22 protein-coding genes are annotated in these 24,226 nt (G+C 60.9%); 8 read left to right on the forward strand and 14 right to left on the reverse strand.

The genetic code is table 11. The annotated features are described in order from the left end of the window. Window positions 1–8 precede the first annotated feature (8 nt). The 9 genes from HBO10_RS02715 to pcaR all read right to left on the reverse strand — a co-directional run bounded on the left by HBO10_RS02715 (window position 9) and on the right by pcaR (window position 9,604). Complete coding sequence (locus tag HBO10_RS02715; protein WP_034125969.1) at window positions 9–1,373, reverse strand: 3-carboxy-cis,cis-muconate cycloisomerase; 1,365 nt, start codon at window positions 1,371–1,373, stop codon at window positions 9–11. 10 nt (window positions 1,374–1,383) lie between these two features. Beyond that, window positions 1,384–2,679 (reverse strand): MFS family transporter, encoded by a 1,296-nt coding sequence (locus HBO10_RS02720; protein WP_034125968.1) that lies wholly within the window; start codon window positions 2,677–2,679, stop codon window positions 1,384–1,386. A 218-nt stretch (window positions 2,680–2,897) separates the two neighbouring features. Next, on the reverse strand, window positions 2,898–3,464 hold the full coding sequence (pcaG, locus tag HBO10_RS02725; protein WP_034125967.1) for a protocatechuate 3,4-dioxygenase subunit alpha: 567 nt from the start codon (window positions 3,462–3,464) through the stop codon (window positions 2,898–2,900). Window position 3,465: 1 nt separating this feature from the next. Next, window positions 3,466–4,170, reverse strand: a complete 705-nt coding sequence (pcaH, locus tag HBO10_RS02730) for a protocatechuate 3,4-dioxygenase subunit beta (RefSeq protein WP_019817832.1) — start codon at window positions 4,168–4,170, stop codon at window positions 3,466–3,468. Window positions 4,171–4,191: 21 nt separating this feature from the next. Further along, entirely contained in the window at window positions 4,192–5,394 is a 1,203-nt protein-coding gene (pcaF, locus tag HBO10_RS02735) for a 3-oxoadipyl-CoA thiolase (RefSeq protein WP_169921949.1), read from the reverse strand. Then, complete coding sequence (locus HBO10_RS02740) at window positions 5,391–6,170, reverse strand: CoA-transferase subunit beta (RefSeq protein WP_034125965.1); 780 nt, start codon at window positions 6,168–6,170, stop codon at window positions 5,391–5,393. The genes pcaF and HBO10_RS02740 overlap by 4 nt, the downstream gene beginning before the upstream one ends. Further along, window positions 6,170–7,027 carry a CoA transferase subunit A gene (locus tag HBO10_RS02745; RefSeq protein WP_014717292.1) on the reverse strand — a complete coding sequence of 286 codons (858 nt, stop codon included), beginning with the start codon at window positions 7,025–7,027 and terminating at the stop codon, window positions 6,170–6,172. Before HBO10_RS02745 ends, HBO10_RS02740 begins: the two co-directional genes overlap by 1 nt. Window positions 7,028–7,275: 248 nt before the next feature. Beyond that, window positions 7,276–8,616 (reverse strand): MFS transporter, encoded by a 1,341-nt coding sequence (locus tag HBO10_RS02750; protein ID WP_034125964.1) that lies wholly within the window; start codon window positions 8,614–8,616, stop codon window positions 7,276–7,278. 145 nt (window positions 8,617–8,761) lie between these two features. Then, window positions 8,762–9,604: a pca regulon transcriptional regulator PcaR gene (pcaR, locus tag HBO10_RS02755; RefSeq protein WP_003189296.1), complete on the reverse strand. Its 843-nt coding sequence runs from the start codon at window positions 9,602–9,604 to the stop codon at window positions 8,762–8,764. Window positions 9,605–10,165: 561 nt separating this feature from the next. Here pcaR and HBO10_RS02760 point away from each other — a divergent pair. Both HBO10_RS02760 and HBO10_RS02765 read left to right on the forward strand, forming a co-directional pair. Further along, the gene (locus HBO10_RS02760) at window positions 10,166–10,366 is read left to right on the forward strand and encodes a hypothetical protein (RefSeq protein ID WP_003189295.1); all 201 of its coding nucleotides are present in this window, start codon (window positions 10,166–10,168) and stop codon (window positions 10,364–10,366) included. Window positions 10,367–10,681: 315 nt separating this feature from the next. Continuing rightward, window positions 10,682–12,157, forward strand: coding sequence for an inorganic phosphate transporter (locus HBO10_RS02765; RefSeq protein WP_003189291.1), 1,476 nt, complete (start codon window positions 10,682–10,684; stop codon window positions 12,155–12,157). A gap of 234 nt (window positions 12,158–12,391) precedes the next feature. Here HBO10_RS02765 and ccoM read toward each other — a convergent pair whose 3' ends face one another. Continuing rightward, window positions 12,392–12,508: a cytochrome c oxidase subunit CcoM gene (ccoM, locus tag HBO10_RS31620; RefSeq protein WP_019817835.1), complete on the reverse strand. Its 117-nt coding sequence runs from the start codon at window positions 12,506–12,508 to the stop codon at window positions 12,392–12,394. A gap of 143 nt (window positions 12,509–12,651) precedes the next feature. Then, window positions 12,652–12,813 (reverse strand): hypothetical protein, encoded by a 162-nt coding sequence (locus HBO10_RS02770; RefSeq protein ID WP_005785860.1) that lies wholly within the window; start codon window positions 12,811–12,813, stop codon window positions 12,652–12,654. Between the two features lie 133 nt (window positions 12,814–12,946). On the opposite strand from HBO10_RS02770, the gene HBO10_RS02775 reads away from it, so the two are divergent. From HBO10_RS02775 to HBO10_RS02785, 3 genes are all read left to right on the forward strand, one after another. Further along, entirely contained in the window at window positions 12,947–13,819 is an 873-nt protein-coding gene (locus HBO10_RS02775; protein ID WP_034125963.1) for a LysR substrate-binding domain-containing protein, read from the forward strand. A 91-nt stretch (window positions 13,820–13,910) separates the two neighbouring features. Next, window positions 13,911–14,381, forward strand: coding sequence for a RidA family protein (locus HBO10_RS02780; RefSeq protein WP_034125962.1), 471 nt, complete (start codon window positions 13,911–13,913; stop codon window positions 14,379–14,381). Next, on the forward strand, window positions 14,378–15,559 hold the full coding sequence (locus tag HBO10_RS02785; RefSeq protein ID WP_034125961.1) for an aminotransferase class V-fold PLP-dependent enzyme: 1,182 nt from the start codon (window positions 14,378–14,380) through the stop codon (window positions 15,557–15,559). The genes HBO10_RS02780 and HBO10_RS02785 overlap by 4 nt, the downstream gene beginning before the upstream one ends. Here the strand turns inward: HBO10_RS02785 and HBO10_RS02790 are convergent. Then, on the reverse strand, window positions 15,556–15,897 hold the full coding sequence (locus HBO10_RS02790) for a hypothetical protein (protein WP_014717286.1): 342 nt from the start codon (window positions 15,895–15,897) through the stop codon (window positions 15,556–15,558). The genes HBO10_RS02785 and HBO10_RS02790 overlap by 4 nt on opposite strands. Window positions 15,898–16,116: 219 nt before the next feature. Between HBO10_RS02790 and rapA the strand changes: the two genes are divergently transcribed. Then, complete coding sequence (gene rapA / locus HBO10_RS02795) at window positions 16,117–18,963, forward strand: RNA polymerase-associated protein RapA (RefSeq protein ID WP_034125960.1); 2,847 nt, start codon at window positions 16,117–16,119, stop codon at window positions 18,961–18,963. Between the two features lie 175 nt (window positions 18,964–19,138). On the opposite strand, the gene HBO10_RS02800 is transcribed toward rapA, so the two are convergent. Beyond that, window positions 19,139–20,485 carry an MFS transporter gene (locus HBO10_RS02800; protein ID WP_034125959.1) on the reverse strand — a complete coding sequence of 449 codons (1,347 nt, stop codon included), beginning with the start codon at window positions 20,483–20,485 and terminating at the stop codon, window positions 19,139–19,141. A 253-nt stretch (window positions 20,486–20,738) separates the two neighbouring features. On the opposite strand from HBO10_RS02800, the gene HBO10_RS02805 reads away from it, so the two are divergent. Together HBO10_RS02805 and HBO10_RS02810 are read left to right on the forward strand one after the other, a co-directional pair. Beyond that, window positions 20,739–21,107: a YkgJ family cysteine cluster protein gene (locus HBO10_RS02805; protein WP_034125958.1), complete on the forward strand. Its 369-nt coding sequence runs from the start codon at window positions 20,739–20,741 to the stop codon at window positions 21,105–21,107. 139 nt (window positions 21,108–21,246) lie between these two features. Continuing rightward, window positions 21,247–23,508, forward strand: coding sequence for an EAL domain-containing protein (locus tag HBO10_RS02810; RefSeq protein WP_034125957.1), 2,262 nt, complete (start codon window positions 21,247–21,249; stop codon window positions 23,506–23,508). Window positions 23,509–23,736: 228 nt separating this feature from the next. Here HBO10_RS02810 and HBO10_RS02815 read toward each other — a convergent pair whose 3' ends face one another. After that, a complete protein-coding gene (locus tag HBO10_RS02815) occupies window positions 23,737–24,039 on the reverse strand; it encodes a DUF2288 domain-containing protein (protein WP_034125956.1) in 303 nt (100 codons plus the stop codon). Window positions 24,040–24,226 lie beyond the last annotated feature (187 nt).

Here is a 24,226-nt window from a genome sequence, read left to right on the forward strand (position 1 = left end):
CGGTCTCCTCAGGCAGTCAAAGCAAAATGTTCGGTCACCGCACGCGTGACCCAGGTAGACGCCTGGCCCAGGTAGTGGGCAGGGTCGAGCAGGCGATCCAGTTCAGCCGCCGACAGCTCGGCGGTGACGTGCGGCTCATCCGCCAGTACCGCGCGCAAATGGCGCTGCTCGGCGACCGCACGTTTGCAGCACTGTTCCAGCAGATGGTGCGCGGTGTCACGGCCCAAGCGTTGGGCGAGCACGATACTCACCGCTTCGGCCAGTACCAGGCCTTGGGTCAGGTCGAGGTTCTGTGCCATGCGTTCGGCATTCACCTCCAGCCCTTCACTGACCAGAATTGCCTGATGCAAGGCACCGGACACCAAGCGGCAAATCTCTGGCAAGGTTTCCCATTCGGCGTGCCACAAGCCCAGGCTGCGTTCGTGCTCCTGGGGCATGGCGCTGAACATTGTCGCCACCAGGCCGGGTACGCGGGTGGCTGCGCTGATCAGCACCGCGGCGCCCACCGGGTTACGCTTGTGCGGCATGGTGGACGAACCGCCCTTGCCCGGCGCCGAAGGCTCGAACACCTCCGCCGCTTCGGTCTGCATCAACAGGCTGATATCGCGGCCCAACTTGCCGAGGCTACCGGCGATCAGACCGAGCAGGCTGGCAAACTCCACCAGGCGGTCACGCTGGGTGTGCCAGGGTTGCTCCGGCAAGCCCAGTTGCAACTCGGCGGCCAAGGCCTCGGCCACAGGCATGGCGTGTTCGCCGAGCGCGGCCAAGGTGCCCGAGGCGCCGCCAAATTGCAGCACCAGCAGGCGCGGCTTCAACTCGGCCAGGCGCTGGCGACTGCGCGTCACCGCGCCCAGCCAACCGGCGATTTTCATCCCCAGGGTGACCGGCGTCGCGTGCTGCAACCAGGTGCGTCCGGCCAACGGCACGCTGGCGTAACGCTGGGCCTGGGCGGCCAACACCTCCCCCAGGCGAGCCAGGTCGGCCTCGATCAATTCCACCCCACGGCGCAGTTGCAGCACCAAGCCGGTGTCCATCACATCCTGACTGGTTGCGCCCAGGTGGACATAACGCTCGGCGTCGGCATCCTCACTGGCGATCAACTTGCCCAACGCCTTCACCAATGGAATCGCAGAGTTGCCCGCCGTGGCAATCGCGCTGCCAAGGGCGTCCACGTCATACAGCGACGCCAGGCACGCCTGGGCAATCGGTGCGACGGCGGACTGGGGAATCAACCCAACCCGGGCCTGCGCCCGAGCCAGCGCCGCCTCGAAATCCAGCATGCCCTGCAAGCGCCCCTGGTCACAGAACACCTCGGCCATGCTGTCAGCGGTCAAATAAGCGTCGAACAGTTGATTGCTCGTGCGCAACGTCATAACTCATCCCTTACAGATCGTGATGCAGGTACGCCGCCTGTTTCGGCAGGCGCAAGCTGAACAGGAAGGCCACCGCCATCATCGCGGTGACGTACCAATAAAATGTGTTTTCCATGCCGATGGATTTGAGGCTCAGCGCAACCACTTCTGCCGAACCGCCAAACACCGCGTTAGCCACCGCATAGGCCAGGCCCACGCCCAAGGCACGCACCTGCGGCGGAAACATCTCCGCTTTGACCAGGCCGCTGATGGAGGTGTAGAAGCTGACAATCGCCAAGGCCAGGGTGATCAGCACAAATGCCAAAAACGGGCTGGTCACGGTTTTCAAGGTCAGCAGGATCGGCACGGTAAACAGCGTGCCAAGGCCGGCAAACCAGAGCATCGAATTACGCCGGCCGATCTTGTCGGCCAACATGCCGAACAACGGCTGCATGCACATGTACAGGAACAGCGCGCCGGTCATGATGTAGCTCGACGTCTTGGCGTGCATGCCGACGGTGTTCACCAGGTACTTCTGCATGTAGGTGGTGAAGGTATAGAAAATCAGCGAGCCGCCGGCGGTGTAGCCCAGCACCGTAATGAAGGCTTTGCCGTGGTCGCGAAACAGCGCGACGATACTGCCGGCGTCCTTGTCTTCGCGCATTTCCTTGCTGGTGGTTTCTTTCAGGGTGCGACGCAGCAGCAGGGAGATCACGGCGGCTATGGCGCCGATCACAAACGGGATGCGCCAGCCCCAGGCACGCAGTTCTTCTTCGCTGAGGATCTGTTGCAGGATCACCACCACCAGCACCGCCAGCAACTGGCCGCCGATCAGGGTCACGTACTGGAACGAAGCAAAGAAGCCACGCTGGCCCTTGAGCGCGACTTCACTCATGTAGGTGGCCGTGGTGCCGTATTCGCCGCCCACCGACAAGCCCTGGAACAGTCGTGCCACCAACAGCAGCGCCGGGGCCCAGGCACCGATGTCGTTGTAAGTGGGCAGGAAGGCGATGACCAGGGAGCCGCCGCACATCATCAGCACCGAGATCATCATCGAGTTCTTGCGCCCGTGCTTGTCGGCCACCCGGCCAAACAACCAACCACCGATCGGTCGCATCAGGAACCCGGCGGCAAACACACCGGCGGTGTTGAGCAACTGCACCGTGGGGTCGTCCGAGGGGAAAAACGCCGGGGCAAAATAAATCGCGCAGAAGGCATAGACGTAGAAGTCGAACCATTCGACCAGGTTGCCGGAGGACGCACCGACAATCGCAAAGATCCGTTTGCTGCGTTCTTCTCCGGTGTAGTGGCTGGTTTTTGTTGTCATGTTTTTTTACTCAGTGGGAACGGTTATAGCCTAGACATACTTTGCAACAACCCTGTTCCGCAAGCAGACTTTTGGATAGGTGGAGCCTGGATGATCGTTCCCACGCTCTGCGTGGGAATGCCGCATGGGACGCTCCGCGTCCTGCCGTTCGCGGGTGACGCGCAGCGTCACGGGATGCATTACCACGCAGAGCGTGGGAACGATCGTCAACAGCCAACTCAATAGTCGAAGAACACCGTTTCCTTATCTGTGCCCTGCAAAATCACATTCCACTGATATACCCCTGCCGCATCCGCCTGGGCAATCAAGGTGCCACGACGTCCTGCCGGCACACACGCCAGCAACGGGTCATCGCCGTTCAAGGCCTCACCGTCAAAATAAATCCGCGTCAGCAAGTGCTTCACCAACCCACGGGCAAACACCAGCACCACCAAATGCGGCGCTTGGGTGGTGCCCTTGAGCCCCGGCACACTGCCCGGCTTGATGGTGGTAAAACGAAAACGCCCTTCGGCATCCACCGGCACGCGGCCGAAACCTTCGAAGTTCGGGTCGAGCGCTTTGTCCTGCTCGTCTTCGGGGTGAGCATATTTGCCGACGGCGTTGGCCTGCCAGACTTCCAGCATGGCGTCGTTGACGACATCACCGTTGCCGTCCACCACCTGCCCGCTGATCGCCACGCGTTCGCCAAGGGTGGCGGTGACGGTCAGGTCTTCACGGTTCAGCCAGGTCAGGCCAATGTGGTAATACGGCCCGACGGTGTGGGACGTGGTCGCGTTGAGTGTCATCTCATTTCTCCATCGGCGTGGCGTCGCGGCCGCGCAGGACGATGTCCCAGCGGTAGCCGAGGGCATAGGAAGGAATGGTTTTTTCCAGGTCGAAGCTAGCGATCAAGCGTTGCTTGGCGCTGGTATCCGGCACGCAGTTGTAGATCGGGTCGTACTCCAGCAACGGGTCACCCGGGAAATACATTTGCGTCACCAGGCGCGTCAGCACGCTGGGGCCGAACAGCGAAAAGTGGATATGCGCCGGGCGCCAGGCGTTGTGGTGGTTGCCCCACGGGTAGGCGCCGGGCTTGATGGTCTGGAACTGGTACCAGCCATCGGCGTCGGTGACGGTGCGCCCGGTGCCGGTGAAGTTCGGGTCCAGGGGTGCATCGTGCAGGTCGCGCTTGTGGTTGTAGCGGCCGGCGGCATTGGCCTGCCAGATCTCCACGAGGATGCCCGGCACTGGCAGGCCGTTTTCGTCCAGCACACGGCCATGAATGATGATGCGCTCGCCTTGCGGCTCGCCCTCATGCTGGGCTGTCAGGTCGTTGTCCTTCTCATTGATACGTTCGGCGCCGATGGTCGGGCCGGTGATTTCCGACAAGGAATGGGGCAGGAACACCAAAGGCTGGGACGGCGAACGCAGGTTCGTCGACTGATACGCCGGGTGCAGGTAATCAGGTTGAGTGCCCGCTTGCGGGCGCCGGTAACCGGGCTTGTCACTCATGGAGCAATCCTCTTTTATTGATCAGACGCGTTCAATCGCCAGGGCCAAGCCTTGGCCGACGCCCACGCACATGGTCGCCAGGCCTTTGCTGCCGCCGGTTTTTTCCAATTGGTGCAGGGCCGTCAGTACCAACCGCGCACCACTCATCCCCAAGGGATGGCCGAGGGCAATGGCGCCGCCATTGGGGTTGACCTGGGGCGCATCGTCCGCAATACCCAGCTCGCGCAGCACCGCCAGGCCTTGGCTGGCGAAGGCTTCGTTGAGTTCGATCACATCAAAGTCGGTGACAGCCAACCCAAGGCGCTCCACCAGTTTGCGCACCGCCGGCACCGGGCCGATGCCCATCACGCGCGGGGCGACACCAGCACTGGCCATGCCCAGCACACGGGCGCGGGCGGTGAGGCCGTGTTGCTTGACGGCCTCGGCGCTGGCGAGGATCAGCGCGGCGGCGCCATCGTTGACGCCCGAGGCATTGCCAGCAGTGACGGTCTTGTCCGCGCCGTTGACCGGCTTGAGCTTGGCCAGGGCTTCCAACGTGGTGTCCCGTGGGTGTTCATCGTGTTCCGCCAGGGTTTCGCCTTTTTTATGGGCGACCCGCACCGGAACGATTTCCTCGGCAAAGAACCCGGCGGCCTGGGCAGCGGCGGTGCGTTGCTGGCTGCGCAGGGCGAAAGCGTCCTGGTCGGCGCGGGAAACCTGATAGTCATCGGCCACGTTATCGGCCGTCTGCGGCATGGCATCCACGCCGTACTGGGCCTTCATCAGCGGGTTGATAAAGCGCCAGCCAATGGTGGTGTCTTCCAACTTCATGTTGCGCGAGAACGCCGCGTCGGCCTTGCCCATCACAAACGGAGCGCGGGACATCGACTCGACGCCACCGGCAATCGCCAGCTCCATTTCACCACTGGCAATCGCACGAAAAGCGGTGCCGATGGCATCCATGCCCGAGGCGCACAGGCGGTTGAGGGTCACTCCAGGAATACTTTCCGGCAGCCCCGCCAGCAGCAACGCCATGCGTGCCACGTTGCGGTTATCTTCACCGGCCTGGTTGGCGCAGCCGAGGAAGACTTCGTCTACGGCGCTCCAGTCCACCGACGGGTTGCGCTCGATCAGCGCCTTGATCGGCAGCGCCGCCAGGTCGTCGGCACGCACCGTGGACAGGCCACCGCCGAAACGGCCGATAGGTGTGCGAATGGCATCACAGATAAAAACCTCGCGCATCAGGCTTCTCCCGGTGCTTGGCCGTGGGCAGCCGCAGTGCGCGCTTCGAGGTCACGCAGGGCGGTCAGTTCGGTCTCGGTGGGTTCAGCGGTGGTGCTCACCTGGTCGGCAAAGCGAATCGCCCAGCCGGTGGCGGCGATCACTTGCTCGCGGGTCACGCCCGGATGCAGCGCAGTGACCACGAACTCATGGCTGCCCTCCTCCGGCTCCATGATGCACAGGTCGGTAATGATGCCCACCGGGCCGGCGCCGGGCAGGCCCAGACGCTTGCGTGAGTCGCCACCTTCGCCGTGACCGACGGAGGTGATGAAGTCCAGTTTGTCCACAAACGAACGGGACGATTGCTTAAGGATGATCAACACGCTCTTGGCTGAACCTGCGATTTCCGGCGCGCCACCGGCACCCGGCAAACGCACTTTGGGCTGGTGATAATCACCGACCACGGTGGTGTTGATATTGCCGAAACGGTCGACCTGGGCCGCACCGAGAAAGCCGACATCAATGCGCCCGCCCTGCAGCCAGTAGCGAAAGATCTCACCGGTGGGCACCACGGTGTCGGCGGTCTCCGCCAACTCGCCATCACCGATGGACAGCGGCAACACACTGGGCTTGGCCCCAATCGGGCCCGACTCGTAGATCAGCACCACATCCGGCGAGGACGTCAGGCGCGCCAGGTTGGCCGCTTTCGATGGCAGGCCGATGCCGACGAAGCACACCGAGCCGTTCTTGAGGCGTCGTGCGGCGGCGACGGTCATCATTTCATTGGTGGAATAAGCCATTACTTAGCCTCCTGCGCGGCGGCCAGCTTGGCCTGGAATTCACTGAAGTCGGCAGTGCCGTGGATGTATTCGTCGATCCAGGCGGTAAAGGTGCCACGGTCGCGGGCAATCGGGTCCCACGCCTGGTAGAAACGGTTATCCCGCTCGTTGTAGCCGTGCGCGTAGGACGGATGGGCACCACCGGGTACGTGACACACCGCCGTCAGCGCCCAGGTCGGCAGCACGCAGCTGTTCATCGGCGCATTCAGGTCGTCGACGATTTCCTCGACGGTGACGATGCAGCGCTTGGCCGCCAGGGCCGCTTCCTTCTGCACCCCGAGAATGCCCCAGAGCAGCACGTTGCCTTTGCGGTCGGCTTTCTGCGCATGAATCACGGTAATGTCCGGACGCACCGACGGCACCGCCGCCAGCACTTCGCCGGTGAAGGGGCAGGTGACGGTCTTGATCAGCGGGTTGACCTTGGGCAAGTCGGAACCGGCGTAGGCACGCAACACCGCGAACGGCAGGCCGGAGGCACCGGCGACGTAGGCATTGGCCAGGTCGGCGTGGCTGTGCTCTTCGATCTCCAGCGCTTGCGGCCATTGTTTCTCTACCGCGTCGCGCAGCCGATGCAGGGAACCCACGCCCGGGTTGCCGCCCCAGGAGAAAATCAACTTGCGCGCACAGCCGGCACCGATCAACTGGTCGTAGATCAGGTCAGGCGTCATGCGCACCAGCGTCAGGTCTTTCTTGCCCTGACGAATGATTTCATGGCCTGCAGCCGTAGGGATCAGGTGGGTGAAGCCTTCGAGGGCGACGGTATCGCCGTCATTCACGAAGCGCTTGACCGCATCACGCAGGGTGAGGATTTCAGCCATGGGGTTGGGCTCCCGGTGTTGATCGAAAAAGGCGCTGAGGTGGCGCCGAAGTGCTTGAAGATTAAGCCGGGGAAATGGACCGAACAATCCGATAATCGACTGAGCGTTCGATTATCGAACCGATTGTTACTTAACTAACCATTGTAAGGAACAGGGTCAATGTGGGAGCTGGCTTGCCTGCGATGGCGCGAGTGGATTCAGCACCGATATCGCAGGCAAGCCAGCTCCCACAGGGGTAGCGATTGGTTTCAGGTGGCATCGGCATGGCTGACCATGCCCTTGATCACCACCGCTGCCGTGGCCAATGCCGCCGGAATCACCAGTGCCGTAAGCACCTGCTCGAAGTTCCAGCCCAGGCCCAGCAAAGTAGCGCCCATCCACGCCCCCAGAATCGCGCCGAAGCGGCCGATGCCGAGCATCCATGACACCCCGGTGGCACGGCCTTGGGTGGGGTAGAAACGTGCTGCCAGGGATGGCATTGCCGATTGCGCACCGTTGACGCACATCCCGGCGACCAGCACCAGGGTGGCCAACAGCGTGATGTTGCCCAGGCTCTGCCCCACCGCGTAGGCAAACACCCCGGCCAGCAGATAAAAAGTGCCGATCACTTTGTGCGGGTTGAACCGGTCCATCGCCCAGCCCACGCCCACCGCGCTCAATACCCCACCAAACTGGAACAGCGCGCCGATAAACGCGGCCTGTTCCATGCTCGCGCCGCTGTCACGCATCAAAGTGGGGAGCCAACTGGTCAGCAGGTAAACAATCACCAGGCCCATGAAGTACGTGAGCCACAACAGCAACGTGCCAGCGCTGTAGGTGCCCGAGAAAATCACTGCGAACACATTGCGGGCCTTGACGGTTTTTTGCTCCGGTACGCTGAAGTGAGTGGCCTGGGCAACGATGTTTGGCTCGATGGGGGCAAGGGTCTTGCGTACCTTGTCGGTGCCGCGATTGCGTACCACCAGGTAGCGGGCAGACTCCGGCAGCCACACCAACAGCACCACCGCCAGGATCAACGGCAGGATGCCGCCTATCAGCAACAGGCTGTGCCAGCCGAACGCGGGAATCAGCTTGGCCGAAATAAACCCACCACCGGCCATGCCGAGGTTGAAACCACAGAACATGCTGGTCACCAACAAGGATTTATGCCGCTCGGGGGTGTATTCAGACAGCAAGGTGGTGGCATTCGGCATGCCGGCGCCCAGGCCCAGACCGGTGAGAAAGCGCAGCACCAGCAACTGGTCGACATTGGTGCTGTAGGCCGACGCCAGGCTGAACGCACCAAACACCAACACCGCGCCGACCAGCACGACTTTGCGGCCAAAGCGGTCGGCCAGCGGGCCGGAACCGAGTGCGCCAAACACCATGCCGATCAACGCGGCGCTCATCACCGGGCCGAGGCTGGCGCGGTCGATGCCCCAGTCCTGGGACAGTGCCGGCGCGATAAAGCCCATGGCGGCTGTATCGAGGCCGTCGAGAAAGACAATCAGGAAACACAGGATCACCACGCGCCACTGATAGCGCGAAAGTGGCTGGGTGTTGATAAAGGACTGTACGTCCAGGGTGGTACCGACAGAAGGCTGATTCATTATTTTTATTCCACACCGATGGCGGGCTGACGACCTGGGGCCGTCATTCTTATTGGGCGGCTCCTCAGAGCGCTGCCGCACATTAATAAGCCAAGGGAAACACCGTCAATCGAGCCAGCCGGGATCTGTGCGGTCACCGAACAGCTTAGGCAAACAGCTGCGCACTCAGCTCACGGCTGGCGCTGAGCATGCTCGGTAGAAAGCGCTGCTCCAACTCACTGCGGCTGACCCGACCGGCGTGGGTGCTGACATTCAGCGCGGCCAATACCTGGCCGGACGCGTCATACACCGGCACCGCGATGGAGCGCAGGCCCTGCTCCAGTTCCTGGTCGACAATGCACCAGCCCTGCTGACGCACCTGTTGCAGGCATTCGAATAACGCTTGCGGTGTTGTCAGTGTGCGGCTGGTCTTGGTTTGCAGGTCGGCATGGTCGAGATAATCCTGCAGCGAGGCATCGTCGAGGGCGGCCAGCAGAATGCGACCCATGGACGTGCAATACGCAGGCAGGCGCCCGCCCACCGACAGGTCAACCGAGATCAGGCGCTGGGTGGTAGCGGAACGAGCGATATAGAGGATGTCATCGCCTTCAAGGGTAGCCATGTTGCAGGCTTCATGGAGCTGCTCGCTCATGCGGTCCAGGTAAGGCTGTGCCGAAACGGCCAGCGGTGTGGACGACAGATAGGCGTGACCGAGGGTCAGCACCTTGGGCAACAGCGAGTAGGTGCGCCCATCCGTGGTGGCGTAGCCGAGCTTGATCAAGGTGTGCAGGCAACGGCGCACGGCGGCGCGGGGAATTTCGGTGCGGTGGCTGATCTGGGCGATGGTCAGGTGACGCTTGCGCTCCTGGAACGCCTGCACCACGGCCAGGCCACGGGCCAGGGACGTCATGAAATCCGGATCACCGGTGAATGCCTGGATGCGCTTGGCCGGTGAAGCCACGATCGGCGGCGCCACTGATGCAAAGGAGTTGCGCAATTGATCGTTCATTTCAACGGGCCTTCTCTTGTTATCACCACGGGAGGGTTGGCGGCTATTACAAGCCGTGCCGGTCGCCCTGCACAAGTCAACGCCGGTAACATTGGGCGATTATCGGACAACCATGCGATTATCGCAATTTGGCCGGCAGGGGTGCAGATCCTGCAGATAACGTTTGAGATTTAGCTGATGTCGCCGAAAAGTGTAGGCATTCACCCTTCTATCAGTATGAATACAGATATGAAGATGACGCTGTTCACAAATACGTCGGCGATATGTAACAAAACCCAAGCACGCCGTTGACGCTTTTTAACTTCATGATGATAGTGTTATTCAAATGCGTCGCTATAATGCAACCTGTGCAGAGGTCAGCCCGGTATCACTATCGGGAGGGGAGCTCACCAGGTATTGCAGGCTGCAGGCAACGCCGGCCACAAGTACTCGCTTAAAAGAACGGCCCTCAGGCCCGTATACCAACTTGAACGGTTCTACTGTTCTATTTGGAATCGCCCCGAGCACGACTTTCAGGCATGACACTGCGCAATCAATAACTCAACTCAATTAGGTAATACTGTGACGAAAGATGAACTGCGCGCGGAACTTGAGCGCCAGGAGCAACGTTACAAGGACGTCTACGGCGGGGAAGTCACCACCTACGCCGCGCAACCTGAGCCGGAACGCAAACCATGGCGCAAACGAGCCAGCCTGCTGGATCAGGCATTTGCCCAGGAAATCCAAAAAATCGAGCAGGAACTCAAGACCGAGGAGCCCTGAGCACTTTGGTCGAGTTCAGCGCCTTGCAGTCGCTGCCGGTCAACCACTGGTTCAGCGGCCGCTGGTCAGTAACCTACAGCCACCCACGAAATTTCATACAAATGTTTCAGGCATGGCATTTTCATGACAAAAGCCCGCCTTCCGCGGCCCGCGCTTTATAAATCAAAGACTTGCCAAAGCCCCGAAAACCCTGGGATACGTGTGTCTTGCCGGTTTTTTTTCCAGGAAGATTGTTACCGATGAGCAGCTAATGCATCGATTACTGATGTTTTCTGGCATAATCGCGCCCCCTTACGACCGGGTCAGAAAACCTTCATGATCGATTTATTCAGCGGACTGGATGCTTGGGTTCTCGTGAGCCTGTTGCTCGCCCTGGCCTTTGTCCTCGCCTTCGAGTTCATCAATGGCTTTCATGACACCGCTAACGCGGTGGCCACAGTCATCTATACCAAAGCCATGCCGCCACACCTGGCCGTGTTCTTCTCCGGGGTGTTCAATTTCCTCGGCGTATTGCTCGGCGGTGTCGGTGTCGCCTACGCCATCGTGCACTTGCTGCCGGTGGAGTTACTGATCAATGTGAACACCGGCCACGGCTTGGCAATGGTCTTCTCGTTGTTGGCGGCGGCGATCACCTGGAACCTGGGCACCTGGTACTTCGGTATCCCCGCCTCCAGCTCCCACACCCTGATCGGCTCGATCCTTGGTGTCGGCCTGGCCAACGCGTTGATCAACGACATCCCCCTGGCTGACGGTGTGAACTGGCAGAAGGCCGTGGATATCGGCGCCTCCCTGGTGTTCTCGCCGATGGCGGGCTTCCTGGTCGCCGCCCTGGTGCTGATCGGCCTGAAGTGGTGGCGCCCGCTGTCTAAGATGCACAAGACCCCGGACCAGCGCCGCAAACTCGACGACAAGAAGCACCCGCCGTTCTGGAACCGCCTGGTCCTGGTGATTTCGGCCATGGCTGTAAGCTTCGTGCACGGCTCCAACGATGGCCAGAAAGGCATCGGCCTGATCATGCTGGTACTGATCGGTATCGTGCCGGCGCAGTTCGTATTGGACCTGGGCAGCACCACTTACCAGATCGAACGTACCCGCGACGCCACCCTGCACCTGAACCAGTTCTACCAGCGCAACCACGAGACCCTCGGTGAGTTCCTGGCCCTGGGCAAAAGCGTGAAGGATGACCTGCCGGGCAAGTTCCGCTGCAACCCGCAGCAGACCGAACCGACGATCAACGCGCTGCTGGGCACCCTCAAGGGCGTTTCGGACTACCACTCGCTGACGGCCGACCACCGCATCGAAGTGCGTCGCTACCTGCTTTGCCTGGATGACACCGCGAAAAAGGTCGGCAAGCTGCCAGGCCTGGACTCCCGTGAGAAGTCAGACCTGGACAAGCTGCGCAAAGACCTGACCGCCACCACCGAGTATGCTCCGTTCTGGGTGATTCTCGCGGTCGCACTGGCCCTGGGCCTGGGCACCATGGTGGGCTGGAAGCGCGTGGTACTGACCATCGGTGAGAAGATCGGCAAGCAAGGCATGACCTATGCCCAGGGCATGTCGGCGCAAATCACCACGGCCACCATGATCGGCTTTGCCAATATCTTCGCCCTGCCAGTGTCCACCACCCACGTCCTGTCTTCTGGCGTGGCGGGCACCATGGTTGCCAACAAAAGCGGCCTGCAAGGTGGCACCGTCAAGACCATCCTGATGGCCTGGGTATTGACCTTGCCAGCGACCGTAGGCCTTTCGGCCGGGTTGTTCTGGTTGGCGTCCAAGGCTTTGGGCAACTGATAGCCAGCCGGCAATAAAAAAGGTGCGATCCGCGAGGATCGCACCTTTTTTTATGCTCGTTCCCACGCTCTGCGTGGGAATGCCGCCACGGACGCTCCGCGTCCCACTCGCGCACGGGTGACGCGTAGCGTCACGGGATGCATTCCCACGCGGAGCGTGGGAACGATCAAGCCAAAAAAAAGGGCGACCGAAGTCGCCCAAAATGCCTTGCGTGCTCATGTAACCCGGAAAGACTTAAGGTTTTTTACGCTTGTTCGCGTCTTTCCAGATAAAAAATCCAAACCCTACAAAAAACAGCACCATGAGGCTAACAGTCAGCACTCCGGCGAAAACCACATTATCGAAAAACATGACCGGCCTCCTGCACTTGCCCTGTTGCGATAGGGCTAAGTTAATGGAGAAGGCGCAGTGGGAAATTGACCAGGATCAATGTCGCCCACAACGGGGCGTAAAGAAGGGGAATAACTGACCTGCATCAATGGATGCAGGGCGTTTCAACGCTTTTTCGGCTTGTTCTTGGACTTTTTCTTGGGCTTGCCCAAGGGCATGGCTTGTTCAAAGGCTTGGCGCACTTCATTCAAGCGTTTGTCATTGAGGTCGTGCACGCGCTTGGCACGTTCGGCGTTCAGGTCGATCAGCTTGTCGTCATCACTCATGGCTTGGCTTACGTCGTGGCGGGAATGCCTCAATAATGCGGCCTGCCCCGCCCGACGGCAATTAAGCGGGCGACAAAATGCAGGCCATCGACCAAAATCGGCACTTTCTACCCTGCCCAGGAGGCGCATCCAGGTGGCCTTGCACAACGACCTTCCACCGCTGCTGGCCCTGCGCGCCTTCGAGGCCGTGGCGCGGCACTTGAGTTTTATCAAGGCGGCCAACGAGTTGTCGGTGACCCAAAGCGCGCTGAGCCACCAGGTACATAAGCTCGAACACCACTTGGGCAAACCGTTGTTTATCCGGCGCACTCGTGCGATTGACCTGACGTTGGCCGGGCAAGATTACTACGCGCAAATCCGCCCTGCCCTGGACGCCATCGCCGCTGCGACGCGCAACCAACGGGGTGCGCCCAGCGCCAGTGTGTTGCGTATCGGCTTGCTGGCATCCTTTGCCACGTTATGGCTGGCGCCGCGCCTGGCCGAGTTTCTACGGTGCTACCCGCATATCCAAGTGGAGTTGCTGCCCGCCATTCAACTGGCCAACGTCGCCACGGCAGAGGTTGACCTGGCCATCCGCTACGGCAAGGGCGACTGGCCCGACGTGCGCGCCACACGCCTGATGGCCGAAACCCTGTCACCGGTATGCAGCCCTGGGTTCAAAGCCAGGCAGATCGCCAGGGGCGCGCTGTTGATGGCGACCTCCCACCGCCCTTTCGAGTGGACCGATTGGTCGGCCCATTACCAGGTCAACCTTGATCACCACCCCCGCGTGATGCTGCATGACTACAACATCGTGGTCGAAGCGACCGTGGCCGGCCAGGGGATCGCCATGGGCCGCCATCGCCTGATCGAACGCAGGCTCCATGACGGCAGCCTGGTAGAGGCCTTTGACTGGCCGCCCTATCACAGCGATATCGGCTATTGGCTGATCGCACCTCAGCGCCCGCTCAGTGAGGCGGCTGAATGCTTCAGCCAGTGGTTGAAGCAGGCGTGTGCCGACGCGTGAGGTTTTTCGATACGTCGGTTGAGATCTATCCGTTTGTCGCCCCTCGCCACCGCCAACATGCTGGAACCTTCTGACACCAGAGGATTTCACCATGACCGATTCAATCCGCCAGCGTGTACACGCCCTCGGCCTGACACTGCCCACGCCCAGCCAACCCGCTGCCAACTACGTCAATCATGTGATCAGCCAACACCAGCTGTTCATCTCGGGACAAATTCCCATGACCGATGGCAAACCCGCCTACATTGGCCGGCTGGGCGATTCTCTCAGCGATGAAGATGGCGCCCAAGCGGCGGAATTGGCGGCGCTGGGCCTGCTGGGGCAATTGAGCGACGCGTTGGGCGATGACCTGTCGCGGGTGGTGCGCATCATGCGCCTGGGCGTGTTCATTGCCAGCAGCGCCGACTTCCAGCGCCAAAGCCTGGTCGCCAATGGCGCTTCGAACCTGCTGGTCAATGCCCTCGGCGACAAGGGCCGGCACGTGCGCACCGCTGTAGGGGTCTGCAGTCTGCCGGCTGGTGTCGCCGTGGAAGTGGACGCCATTTTCGAGCTGCAGCCATGACCCCGCTGCAAGTCCAGCACTTGCGAGAAGCCACGCCCGGTTGCCAGTCCGGCATCGTGCACTTCAACCACGCCGGGGCGTCCTTGCCCAGCCAGGCGACGCTCGACGCCATCATCGAACAGCTGCAACGCGAAGCCCGCGACGGCCCGATGGAGGCCGGAGAACAGGGTGCCGTCTTAGTGGAAAAGGCCCGCCGAGCCGCCGGCAAACTGCTCAATGCGCCCGCCTCATCGATTGCCTTCGCCAGCAGTGGCTCGACGGCCTGGAGCATGGCCTTCCAGGCGCTGGGGCCATGGCAGCCGTGCGATCGTATTCTAGTGGGGCGCCACGAATGGGGCGGTAACCTGGCGAGCATGGAACTGGCCGTTCAAGCCGGGGCGCGGGTGGAGGTCATCCCGTGCGATGCCAGCGGCGCGGCCTGCCCGGTGGCGTTGGAGGCGATGCTGGATGCCAAGGTGAAGCTGATCGACCTCACCTGGCTGCCGGCCAACGGTGGCTTGATCAACCCGGCCCAGGCCATCGGCGATGTGGCCAGGCGGCATACCATTCCCTACTTCATCGACGCGGGCCAAGCCGTCGGCCAGGTGCCGGTGGATGTGCAAGCGTTGCAGTGCGATGTGCTCAAGTCCGCCGGCCGCAAACACCTGCGCGGGCCTCGCGGTACCGCGCTGCTGTATATCAGGCCGGATTTTCTGCCGCATCTGAACCCGGCCCAACGCGACGTGTTTTCAGCGCCCTGGACCGCCGAAGGCTTCCACCTGCGCAACGACGCCCGGCGCTTTGAAACCAGCGAAGTCTCTTTCGCCCTGCTGGCCGGCCTGGGCAATGCGTTGCAAGAAATCAATCACTTGGGGATTGAGCAAGTATGGCAAAGGGTCTCGAAGACCAGCGCGCGAATCCGCGAAGCACTGCGTCAGATACCGGGAATTACCTTGCATGACTTAGGCAGAACGCATTCAGGCTTGATCGCGTTCAACCTGGCCGGCTGGGACAGCTTTGAACTCAAGCAACGCCTGGCCTGCAAGCGCATCAACATCGGCGCCAATGGCGTGGCCTACACCCCGCTGGATATGCAAGCACGTGGGTTGAACAGCATTGCGCGCATCTCCGTCAGCCCGCTCAACACCGATGACGAGATTGAGTTACTGGTGAAGGCGCTGCGCGAACTGAACGATTAAACCTCGATATCCACCCACAGGCCCTGGCGCGGCGCGTCTTCGATCAGCGGCGCCACGGGCACGGTGTTGTCAGCGTTGAGCAAGTCGCCGGGAATCGGCAAATGCTGCTCCGCGTCGTCGTCGGCTTCGCGCCGGCGTTTCTGCTGCTCCTGCTGGCGACGCTGCTCTTCGCGCAGCAGAAAGGTCGATTGCTCGGCATCGCCTTTTTTCAGGTCGATCGTGCTCTCGTTGGAGCCCGGCTGAACGGGCACTACCGGCGGAATATCCGGTTTCTGGCGTGCCGGGTCGAGTTGCGACGTGACCGGCACAACACTGACGGGCAGCATGGGTGGCAGCATGATAATTATTCTCCTGATCAACAGGCTGTCGGCGGGTGGCAGGGCGACTTGAGCACCCGCGTGCCAAGCTGTGACTCAGTCGACACTCTCAAGTGCCCGCCACCCGTCGATTCAATTTCCGCCTGCCCGTACAAACAGCGTAGTTTTTGTCAGAGTTCTTGGGCGCCGGGCCGTGTTCCGTTAACATAGTCGGCTTTTTCACGGCGGGAGTCAGGCAGCATGGCGCAGCAGTATCAACCGGGGCAACGCTGGATTAGTGACAGCGAAGCAGAGCTGGGGTTAGGCACCGTTCTGGCACAGGACGGCCGCTTGTTGACCGTGCTCTATCCGGCCACTGGCGACACTCGCCAGTATGCGCTACGGAATGCGCCCCTCACTCGCGTGAGGTTTTCGCCGGGTGACACCATCACCCATTTCGAAGGCTGGAAAATGACCGTACAGGAAGTCGACGACGTCGATGGCCTGCTGGTCTACCACGGCCTCAATGGGCAGAACGAGCAGGTCACCCTGCCAGAAACCCAACTGTCCAACTTCATCCAGTTCCGCCTGGCCAGTGATCGCCTGTTCGCCGGGCAGATTGACCCGCTGGCGTGGTTCTCGCTGCGCTACCACACCCTGGAACACACCAGCCGCCAGTTGCAGTCCTCGCTGTGGGGCCTGGGTGGCGTACGCGCCCAACCGATTGCCCACCAATTGCACATCGCCCGCGAAGTCGCTGACCGTATCGCGCCACGGGTGTTGCTGGCAGACGAAGTGGGTTTGGGCAAGACCATCGAAGCAGGCCTGGTGATCCATCGCCAACTGCTCTCGGGCCGTGCCAACCGCGTACTGATCCTGGTCCCGGAAAACCTGCAGCACCAATGGCTGGTGGAAATGCGCCGCCGCTTCAACCTGCAGGTTGCGCTGTTCGATGAAGAGCGCTTTATCGAAAGCGATGCCACCAACCCGTTCGAAGACACCCAGCTTGCACTCGTTGCGCTGGAATGGCTGGTGGACGACGAGAAGGCCCAGGACGCGCTGTTCGCCGCCGGCTGGGACTTGCTGGTAGTCGACGAAGCCCACCACCTGGTGTGGCACGAAGACAAGGCCAGCGCCGAATACTCGCTGGTCGAACAACTGGCCGAAGTGATTCCTGGCGTGCTGCTGCTGACCGCCACTCCGGAACAACTTGGCCAGGACAGCCATTTTGCACGCCTGCGCCTGCTGGACCCGAACCGCTTCCACGACCTGCAAGCCTTCCGCGCCGAGAGCGAAAACTATCGCCCGGTGGCCGAAGCCGTGCAGGAGCTGCTGGACAAGGGCCGCCTGTCGCCGACCGCGCACAAGACCATTCAAGGCTTCCTCGGTGACGAAGGTGAAGCCCTGCTCACCGCCGTCAACGATGGCGACACCGAGGCCAGCGCGCGCCTGGTGCGTGAACTGCTGGACCGCCACGGCACCGGCCGCGTGCTGTTTCGCAACACCCGTGCTGCGGTGCAAGGCTTCCCCGAGCGCAAGCTGCACGCCTACCCGCTACCGAACCCGGACGAATACCTCGAACTGCCCCTGGGCGAACACGCCGAGCTGTACCCGGAAGTCAGCTTCCAGGCGCAACCGGACATCGAGGAAGAGAACCGCTGGTGGCGTTTCGACCCTCGGGTCGAGTGGCTGATCGACCAGTTGAAAATGCTCAAGCGCACCAAGGTCCTGGTGATCTGCGCCCACGCCGAAACCGCCATGGACCTGGAAGACGCCCTGCGTGTGCGCTCCGGCATCCCGGCCACGGTGTTCCACGAAGGCATGAATATTCTGGAGCGTGACCGCGCCGCTGCCTATTTTGCCGATGAAGAGTTCGGTGCCCAGGTGCTGATCTGCTCGGAAATCGGCAGTGAAGGCCGCAACTTCCAGTTCTCCCATCACCTGGTGCTGTTCGACCTGCCGTCCCACCCCGACCTGCTGGAACAGCGCATCGGGCGCCTGGACCGGATCGGCCAGAAACACGTGATCGAACTGCACGTGCCCTACCTGGAAACCAGCCCGCAAGAGCGCCTGTTCCAGTGGTACCACGAGGCGCTCAATGCCTTCCTCAACACCTGCCCGACCGGCAACGCCTTGCAGCATCAGTTCGGCCCACGCCTGCTGCCCTTGCTGGAAGCCGCCGACGACGGCGAGTGGCAAGCCCTGATCGACGAAGCCCGTGCCGAGCGCGAGCGTCTGGAGCAGGAGCTGCACACCGGTCGCGACCGCTTGCTCGAACTCAATTCAGGCGGCGCTGGCGAAGGCGATGCACTGGTCGAGGACATCCTCGAACAAGACGACCAGTTCGCCCTGCCGATCTATATGGAAACCCTGTTCGACGCATTCGGCATCGACAGCGAAGACCATTCGGAAAACGCGCTGATCCTCAAGCCCAGCGAAAAAATGCTCGACGCCAGCTTCCCCCTGGGCGACGACGAAGGCGTGACCATCACCTACGACCGTAACCAGGCGCTGTCGCGCGAAGACATGCAGTTCATCACCTGGGAACACCCGATGGTGCAAGGCGGCATGGACCTGGTGCTGTCCGGTTCCATGGGCAACACCGCCGTGGCACTGATCAAGAACAAGGCGCTCAAGCCAGGCACCGTATTGCTTGAACTGCTGTATGTCAGCGAAGTGGTCGCCCCGCGCTCCCTGCAACTGGGTCGCTACCTGCCACCGGCCGCCTTGCGCTGCCTGCTGGATGCCAACGGCAATGACCTGTCGGGCCGCGTGTCGTTCGTGACCTTGAATGACCAGCTGGAAAGCGTGCCACGGGCCAGCGCGAACAAATTCGTACAGGCGCAGCGCGACCAACTCACACCGCGCATCAACGCCGGTGAAGAGAAGATCGCCCCGCGTCACGCCGAGCGTGTAGCCGAAGCCAAGCGTCGCCTGGCGGCAGACACCGACGAAGAGCTGGCGCGCCTGACCGCACTGCAAGCGGTCAACCCGACCGTGCGTGACAGCGAGTTGGTCGCCTTGCGCAACCAGCGCGAGCAAGGCCTGGCCATGCTCGATAAAGCGGCACTGCGACTGGAAGCGATTCGGGTGTTGGTGGCGGGTTGATAATCCGCTGAACGTAAAAGGCCCGCGCAATGCGGGCCTTTTTATTAGCCTTAGAGATCGTTCCCACGCTCGGCGTGGGAATGCATCATGTGACGCTCTGCGTCACGACTTTAAAGCGGACCCAGAGCGTCCAGAGCGGCGTTCCCACGCAGAGCATGGGAACGATCACTCGGTCTCACGCCGTTGCCGCCGCTGCCGGCACCTCGACCGCACTCAACCCTTCCTTCATCCGCTTGGCATCGCGCACAAAACTGCGCGAGGCCTGGAACAGAAACAGCATGGTCAAGAACAACGCCACTGGAATCAGGTACATGGCGTCATGCAAGCCTACCGCTTTATAAGCCTCTGTCATCTGCTGCGCCCCAGCCGCATACATCGCTGAATGGGCAAAGTGATCGGATAACGCCCCGACCACCACCGGCCCCATGCCACCGCCGAGCAGATACAGCCCGGCAAAGAACAGCGCCATCGCCGTTGCGCGCAAGCGTGGTTCGACCACGTCCTGGATCGCGGTATACACGCAGGTATAGAAGTTGTAGGCAAACAGCCAGCCCACACTGAACAGCGCGACAAACACCCCGATTTCGACACGCCCGGCATGCAATGCCCAGGCAGTGGTGACCGTGGAGATGATCAAGCTGAAGGCGGCAAACAACAGTCGGCCATTGGCGACCCGCTGATGAATCTTGTCGGCAATCCAGCCCCCCAGCGTCAGGCCCACCAAACCGGTCAGGCCGACGATGACACCCGTCGCGACGGCCGCGTCCTGCAACGGCATGAGGAAATAGCGCTGCAGCATCGGCACCAGGAACGAGTTGCACGCATAGGTGGCAAAGTTAAAGCACAACCCGGCCAGCACCAGCCACAGAAAGGTCGGCACAGCCAGCACGCGACGGATCGGGCGGTCGACGCGCTCTTGGGAGACTTGCACGGTTTCCGCCGCACCACGCTTGGGTTCTTTTATGTAGAACATAAACACCGCAAGGATAAGACCCGGCACCGCCGCGATAAAGAAGGGCGCGCGCCAGCTGTCGAACGCCTTGACCATCGCACCGATCGTAAAGAACGCCAGCAACAGGCCCAACGGCAGGCCAAGCATGAAAATCCCCATGGCTCGGGCACGGCGGTGGGCGGGAAAGAGGTCGCCAATCAGCGAATTGGCCGCGGGTGCATAGCTGGCTTCGCCGATGCCAATGCCCATGCGCACCAGCAGGAAGGTCCAGAAACTGCCGACCATGCCGTTGACCGCCGTCAGCCCACTCCAGGCGAACAGGCCCCAACCCATCAACTTGCTGCGTGAACCGGTGTCGGCCAGGCGCCCGAGCGGCAGCCCGGCAATGGCGTAGACGATGGTAAAAGCGGTGCCGATGATACCGAGCTGGAAGTCGCTCAGGTGCCATTCCATGCGGATGGGCTCAATGATGATCGCGGGAATGGTGCGGTCAAAAAAGTTGAACAGGTTAGCGAGGAACAGCAGGAACAGAATGCGCCAGGCATTCGCCGCTTGGGTCGAGTTCTGCATGGGTCCGTCTCTTTTATTGTTATGAGAGCTGCGATGCCCGATGCATCCTGCTCAGGTCACTGCAACATAGTCAGGCTGTCAGTGATTGTCTGTAATGATTCGTAAAGCTGATAGGACATGATTTCACCCAGGCAACAGCGGATTTTGCCCACGAAAATATAAGTGCGTGCCCCTCTTCCCAATGGCGATGGCACGGATAGAATGGCGAGCCTTTCGTAGCACCCTCCTCCTACTTTTCTTATTGATGACGCCCATGTCCGAAGCCAGTCCGTGTCTGAATTGCGGTGCCTGCTGTTCACACTTTCGCGTGTCTTTCTTCTGGGGTGAGTGCGCCTCGTCCGGGGGCACGGTGCCCGATGACCTGGTGGTGCAGATCAACCCCAGCCGCGTGGCGATGATCGGCACCGATCAGAAACCTGCACGGTGCTGCAGCCTTGAAGGTGAAGTCGGACAGGCCACCAGCTGCTCTATTTATGAGCAACGCTCCAGCGTATGCCGTGAGTTCGACTCGTCCTGGAGCCAGGGCGAGCAAAATGTCGATTGCGACGCCGCCCGTGCCGCATTCGGCCTGGCGCCGCTGGAAGCCCCACACTTCGAACTCGACCTGCCCATCAGCGCTTAGCACCAAACGCTATGGAAGGCATGTCAAAATAATTTGAGATCAAAACGCCATTACTCATGGCAAATCTTCGGAGACTTCTATACTCGATCTCATCGGTCATCGCCTCTGGCAGTGACATGGCTCTATGACGGGATACGCTATGGAATGGCTGGGGCAGCACTTTTTTACCGACCTTCCAGACAGTGGGCATTTATTACTCAATTGCAGTCATAACCCCTTTCTGGTGCTACTGGCGTACCTGGTCGCCTGCGCGGCGGGCTTCGGTACGCTGGACATGGCCGAACGTGTGGGCCATGTCGAAGACCCCACCGCCCGCCGCCATTGGCGCTGGCTGGGCGCGGGTTGCCTGGCAGGCGGAATCTGGTCGACCCATTTCATCAGCATGCTGGCGTTCCAGGCCCCCATCGCCATTCACTACGAATTGATCATGACGTTCGCCTCGCTGCTGATCGCCCTGATCGCCTCGCTGCTCGCCATGCAGACCCTCAGTCATACTCACCTGCGCTTTCATCAGTACCTGGTGGCTTCGGTGTGGATGGGACTGGGTATCGCGCTGATGCACTACGTGGGCATGTCGGCCATGCGCTCCCAGGCCCAGGTGTACTTCGAAACACGGCTGTTCCTGGCCTCGGTGGCGATTGCCATCGGCGCCAGCCTGGCGGCATTGTTGCTGTCCAGCTACCTGCGCAACGGAACCGGCATGTTTCACCAACTGCTCAAATACGCCGCCAGCCTGGTGCTGGGGGCCGGGATCCTGAGCATGCATTTCACCGGCATGGCGGCCATGCAAATGCTGGTGCCCGCTGGCGCGGATCTTTCATTGCCGGTGGATGGCAGTCCGATTCAACTGGGGTTGTCGGTGGCGGTAATTACCTTGCTGGTGATCGGCAGTAGTGTCAGCGCAGCCCTGGCAGATAAAAAGCTGCAGCACAAAGAGCGGGACCTGCGCCGGGTCAATGCGCTGCTCAGCGAACTCGACCAGGCCCGCGCTTCACTGCAACAAGTGGCCCACTTCGATGCGCTGACCAGCCTGCTCAACCGCCGTGGTTTCAATCAGATCTTCGCGGAAAAGGTTGCGGAAAAAACCCGAAGCCAAGGCATGCTGGCGGTAATCTTTCTCGACATTGATCACTTCAAGCGCATCAATGACAGCCTTGGCCACGATGCGGGCGACCAGTTGCTCACGGTGCTGGCCGGGCATATCAAGGGCTCGATACGCAGCCATGAAGATGTAGTGGCACGCTTTGGCGGCGATGAATTCTGCATTCTGATCACTATTCATCACCGCGACGAAGCCCGGCAGATGGCCCAGCGCATCATGCAGAAGATGAAAGAGCCCATCGAGCTGGCTGGCCGGCGCATGGTGATGACCACCAGCATCGGCATCAGCCTGTTTCCCGAGGACGGCCACACCTGCGAAGAGCTGCTGAAAACTGCCGACCTGGCGCTGTACCAATCCAAGGACGCGGGGCGCAACAGCTTGCACTTCTTCAGCTCCAACCTGAAAACACGCGCGTTCCTTGAGCTGCAACTGGAGGAGGAACTGCGCGCCGCCTTGCGTACGCGCAACCAGCTGGTGCTGTTTTATCAGCCGATCTTCGACATGAAGCTGGGCAAGGTCACGCGCCTGGAAGCCCTGGTGCGCTGGCAACACCCCCAACACGGGCTGCTGGCTCCGGACCGCTTTATCGGCATTGCCGAGAACAACGGGCTGATCGCCGAGCTGGACCACTGGGTATTGCGCCAGGCCTGTCACGACCTGAGCCTGTTGTCTGACCGGGGCTACACCGAGTTGATCATGGCGGTAAACTGCTCGGCGTTGAACCTGGCGCGTGACGAACTGGCCGATGAAATCGAAGACGCCCTGCGCTTCGCCGGAATAGGCACCAACCGACTTGAACTGGAAGTCACTGAAAATGCGCTGATGGGCAACATCAGCAGCACCCTGGCACTGTTGCGGCAAATTCGCGCCCTGGGTGTGTCACTGGCCATCGATGACTTCGGCACTGGCTATTCGTCGCTGGCTTATCTCAAGCGCTTGCCGCTCAACACCTTGAAGATCGACCGCTCGTTTATCCAGGACATTCCCAAATCCACCGCAGACAGTGAAATCGTCCAGGCGGTTATCGGCATGGCCCACACCCTGCACTTGCAGGTGGTTACCGAAGGCGTGGAAACCCAGGCACAGTTCGAGTTGCTGCTCAAGCATGGCTGTGACTACATCCAAGGCTACCTGCTCAGCCCGGCGGTGCCTTTCAATGACATCATCGGCGTGATGCAGGGGATCGCCATGCGCAACCCGCTATACCCGCTCAGCGTAGAGAACAACGACGCTCCACAGCCAAAAGACCCGGCGCCAGGGCGTATCGGCCCGCCGTCTATTGTCAGGCCGATTCGCTGAGACCCAGGCACGGGGAGTGGTGGTGTAATCGCTGCTTCTCTTCACGCCGGGTCATACCTGGAAACAATTGCGCCACTCATTCCTTCGGACCTCAACTGTTCCCGTGACGCTTACGTCACCCTCGGCTGTGACCTTTCTCTACGGCAAGGTGCCATCACGCGTTCAGCGGTTACTCGGCTACACACTTCAGCGCGTGAAAAATACGCACCTTTTTCGTGCGCGCCATTCTTATGCTGCCCTTTCCTGGATCAGGATCCATGGCGAGACCACCACTGCCCATAAGCTTGGATCCCGTTCGACCAGGTCCAATGCCCGCGTCGCAGACACCTCGCCAAGGGTGCCTGCAGCCAGCCAGGCGGCGACTTTGTCACGGTTGTCTTCGGCCATTCCTTCGGCGGCCTCGATCAAATCCAGGCCGGCATCGACCCACAATAGGGCACCCTTGGCAAAGAACGGTTCAAGCTCCTTCCAGGAAATTTCGGCGGTTTCACCGAGCAGCTTGGCATAGAGGGTGCTTGGTTCTTGCGTCATGGGAATTCACCTGAGTAGAAAATCGGCGCAATCATAGCCCCGTCGCTCAGGCAGAAAAACCCAGTAGCAAATGAAGTAGCGATTGAAACTGCCAGGAAAGCCAAGGAATGCCTTGAAAGCTGTTAGCAGCCCGGCGCAATTCTGTCTTTTTCTTTCACTTAAGCGACATACCCAGGTTTTGCCCCCA

The sequence above is a fragment of the Pseudomonas sp. WS 5503 genome (assembly GCF_012985385.1).
GTDB classification, from domain to species: domain Bacteria; phylum Pseudomonadota; class Gammaproteobacteria; order Pseudomonadales; family Pseudomonadaceae; genus Aquipseudomonas; species Aquipseudomonas paracarnis.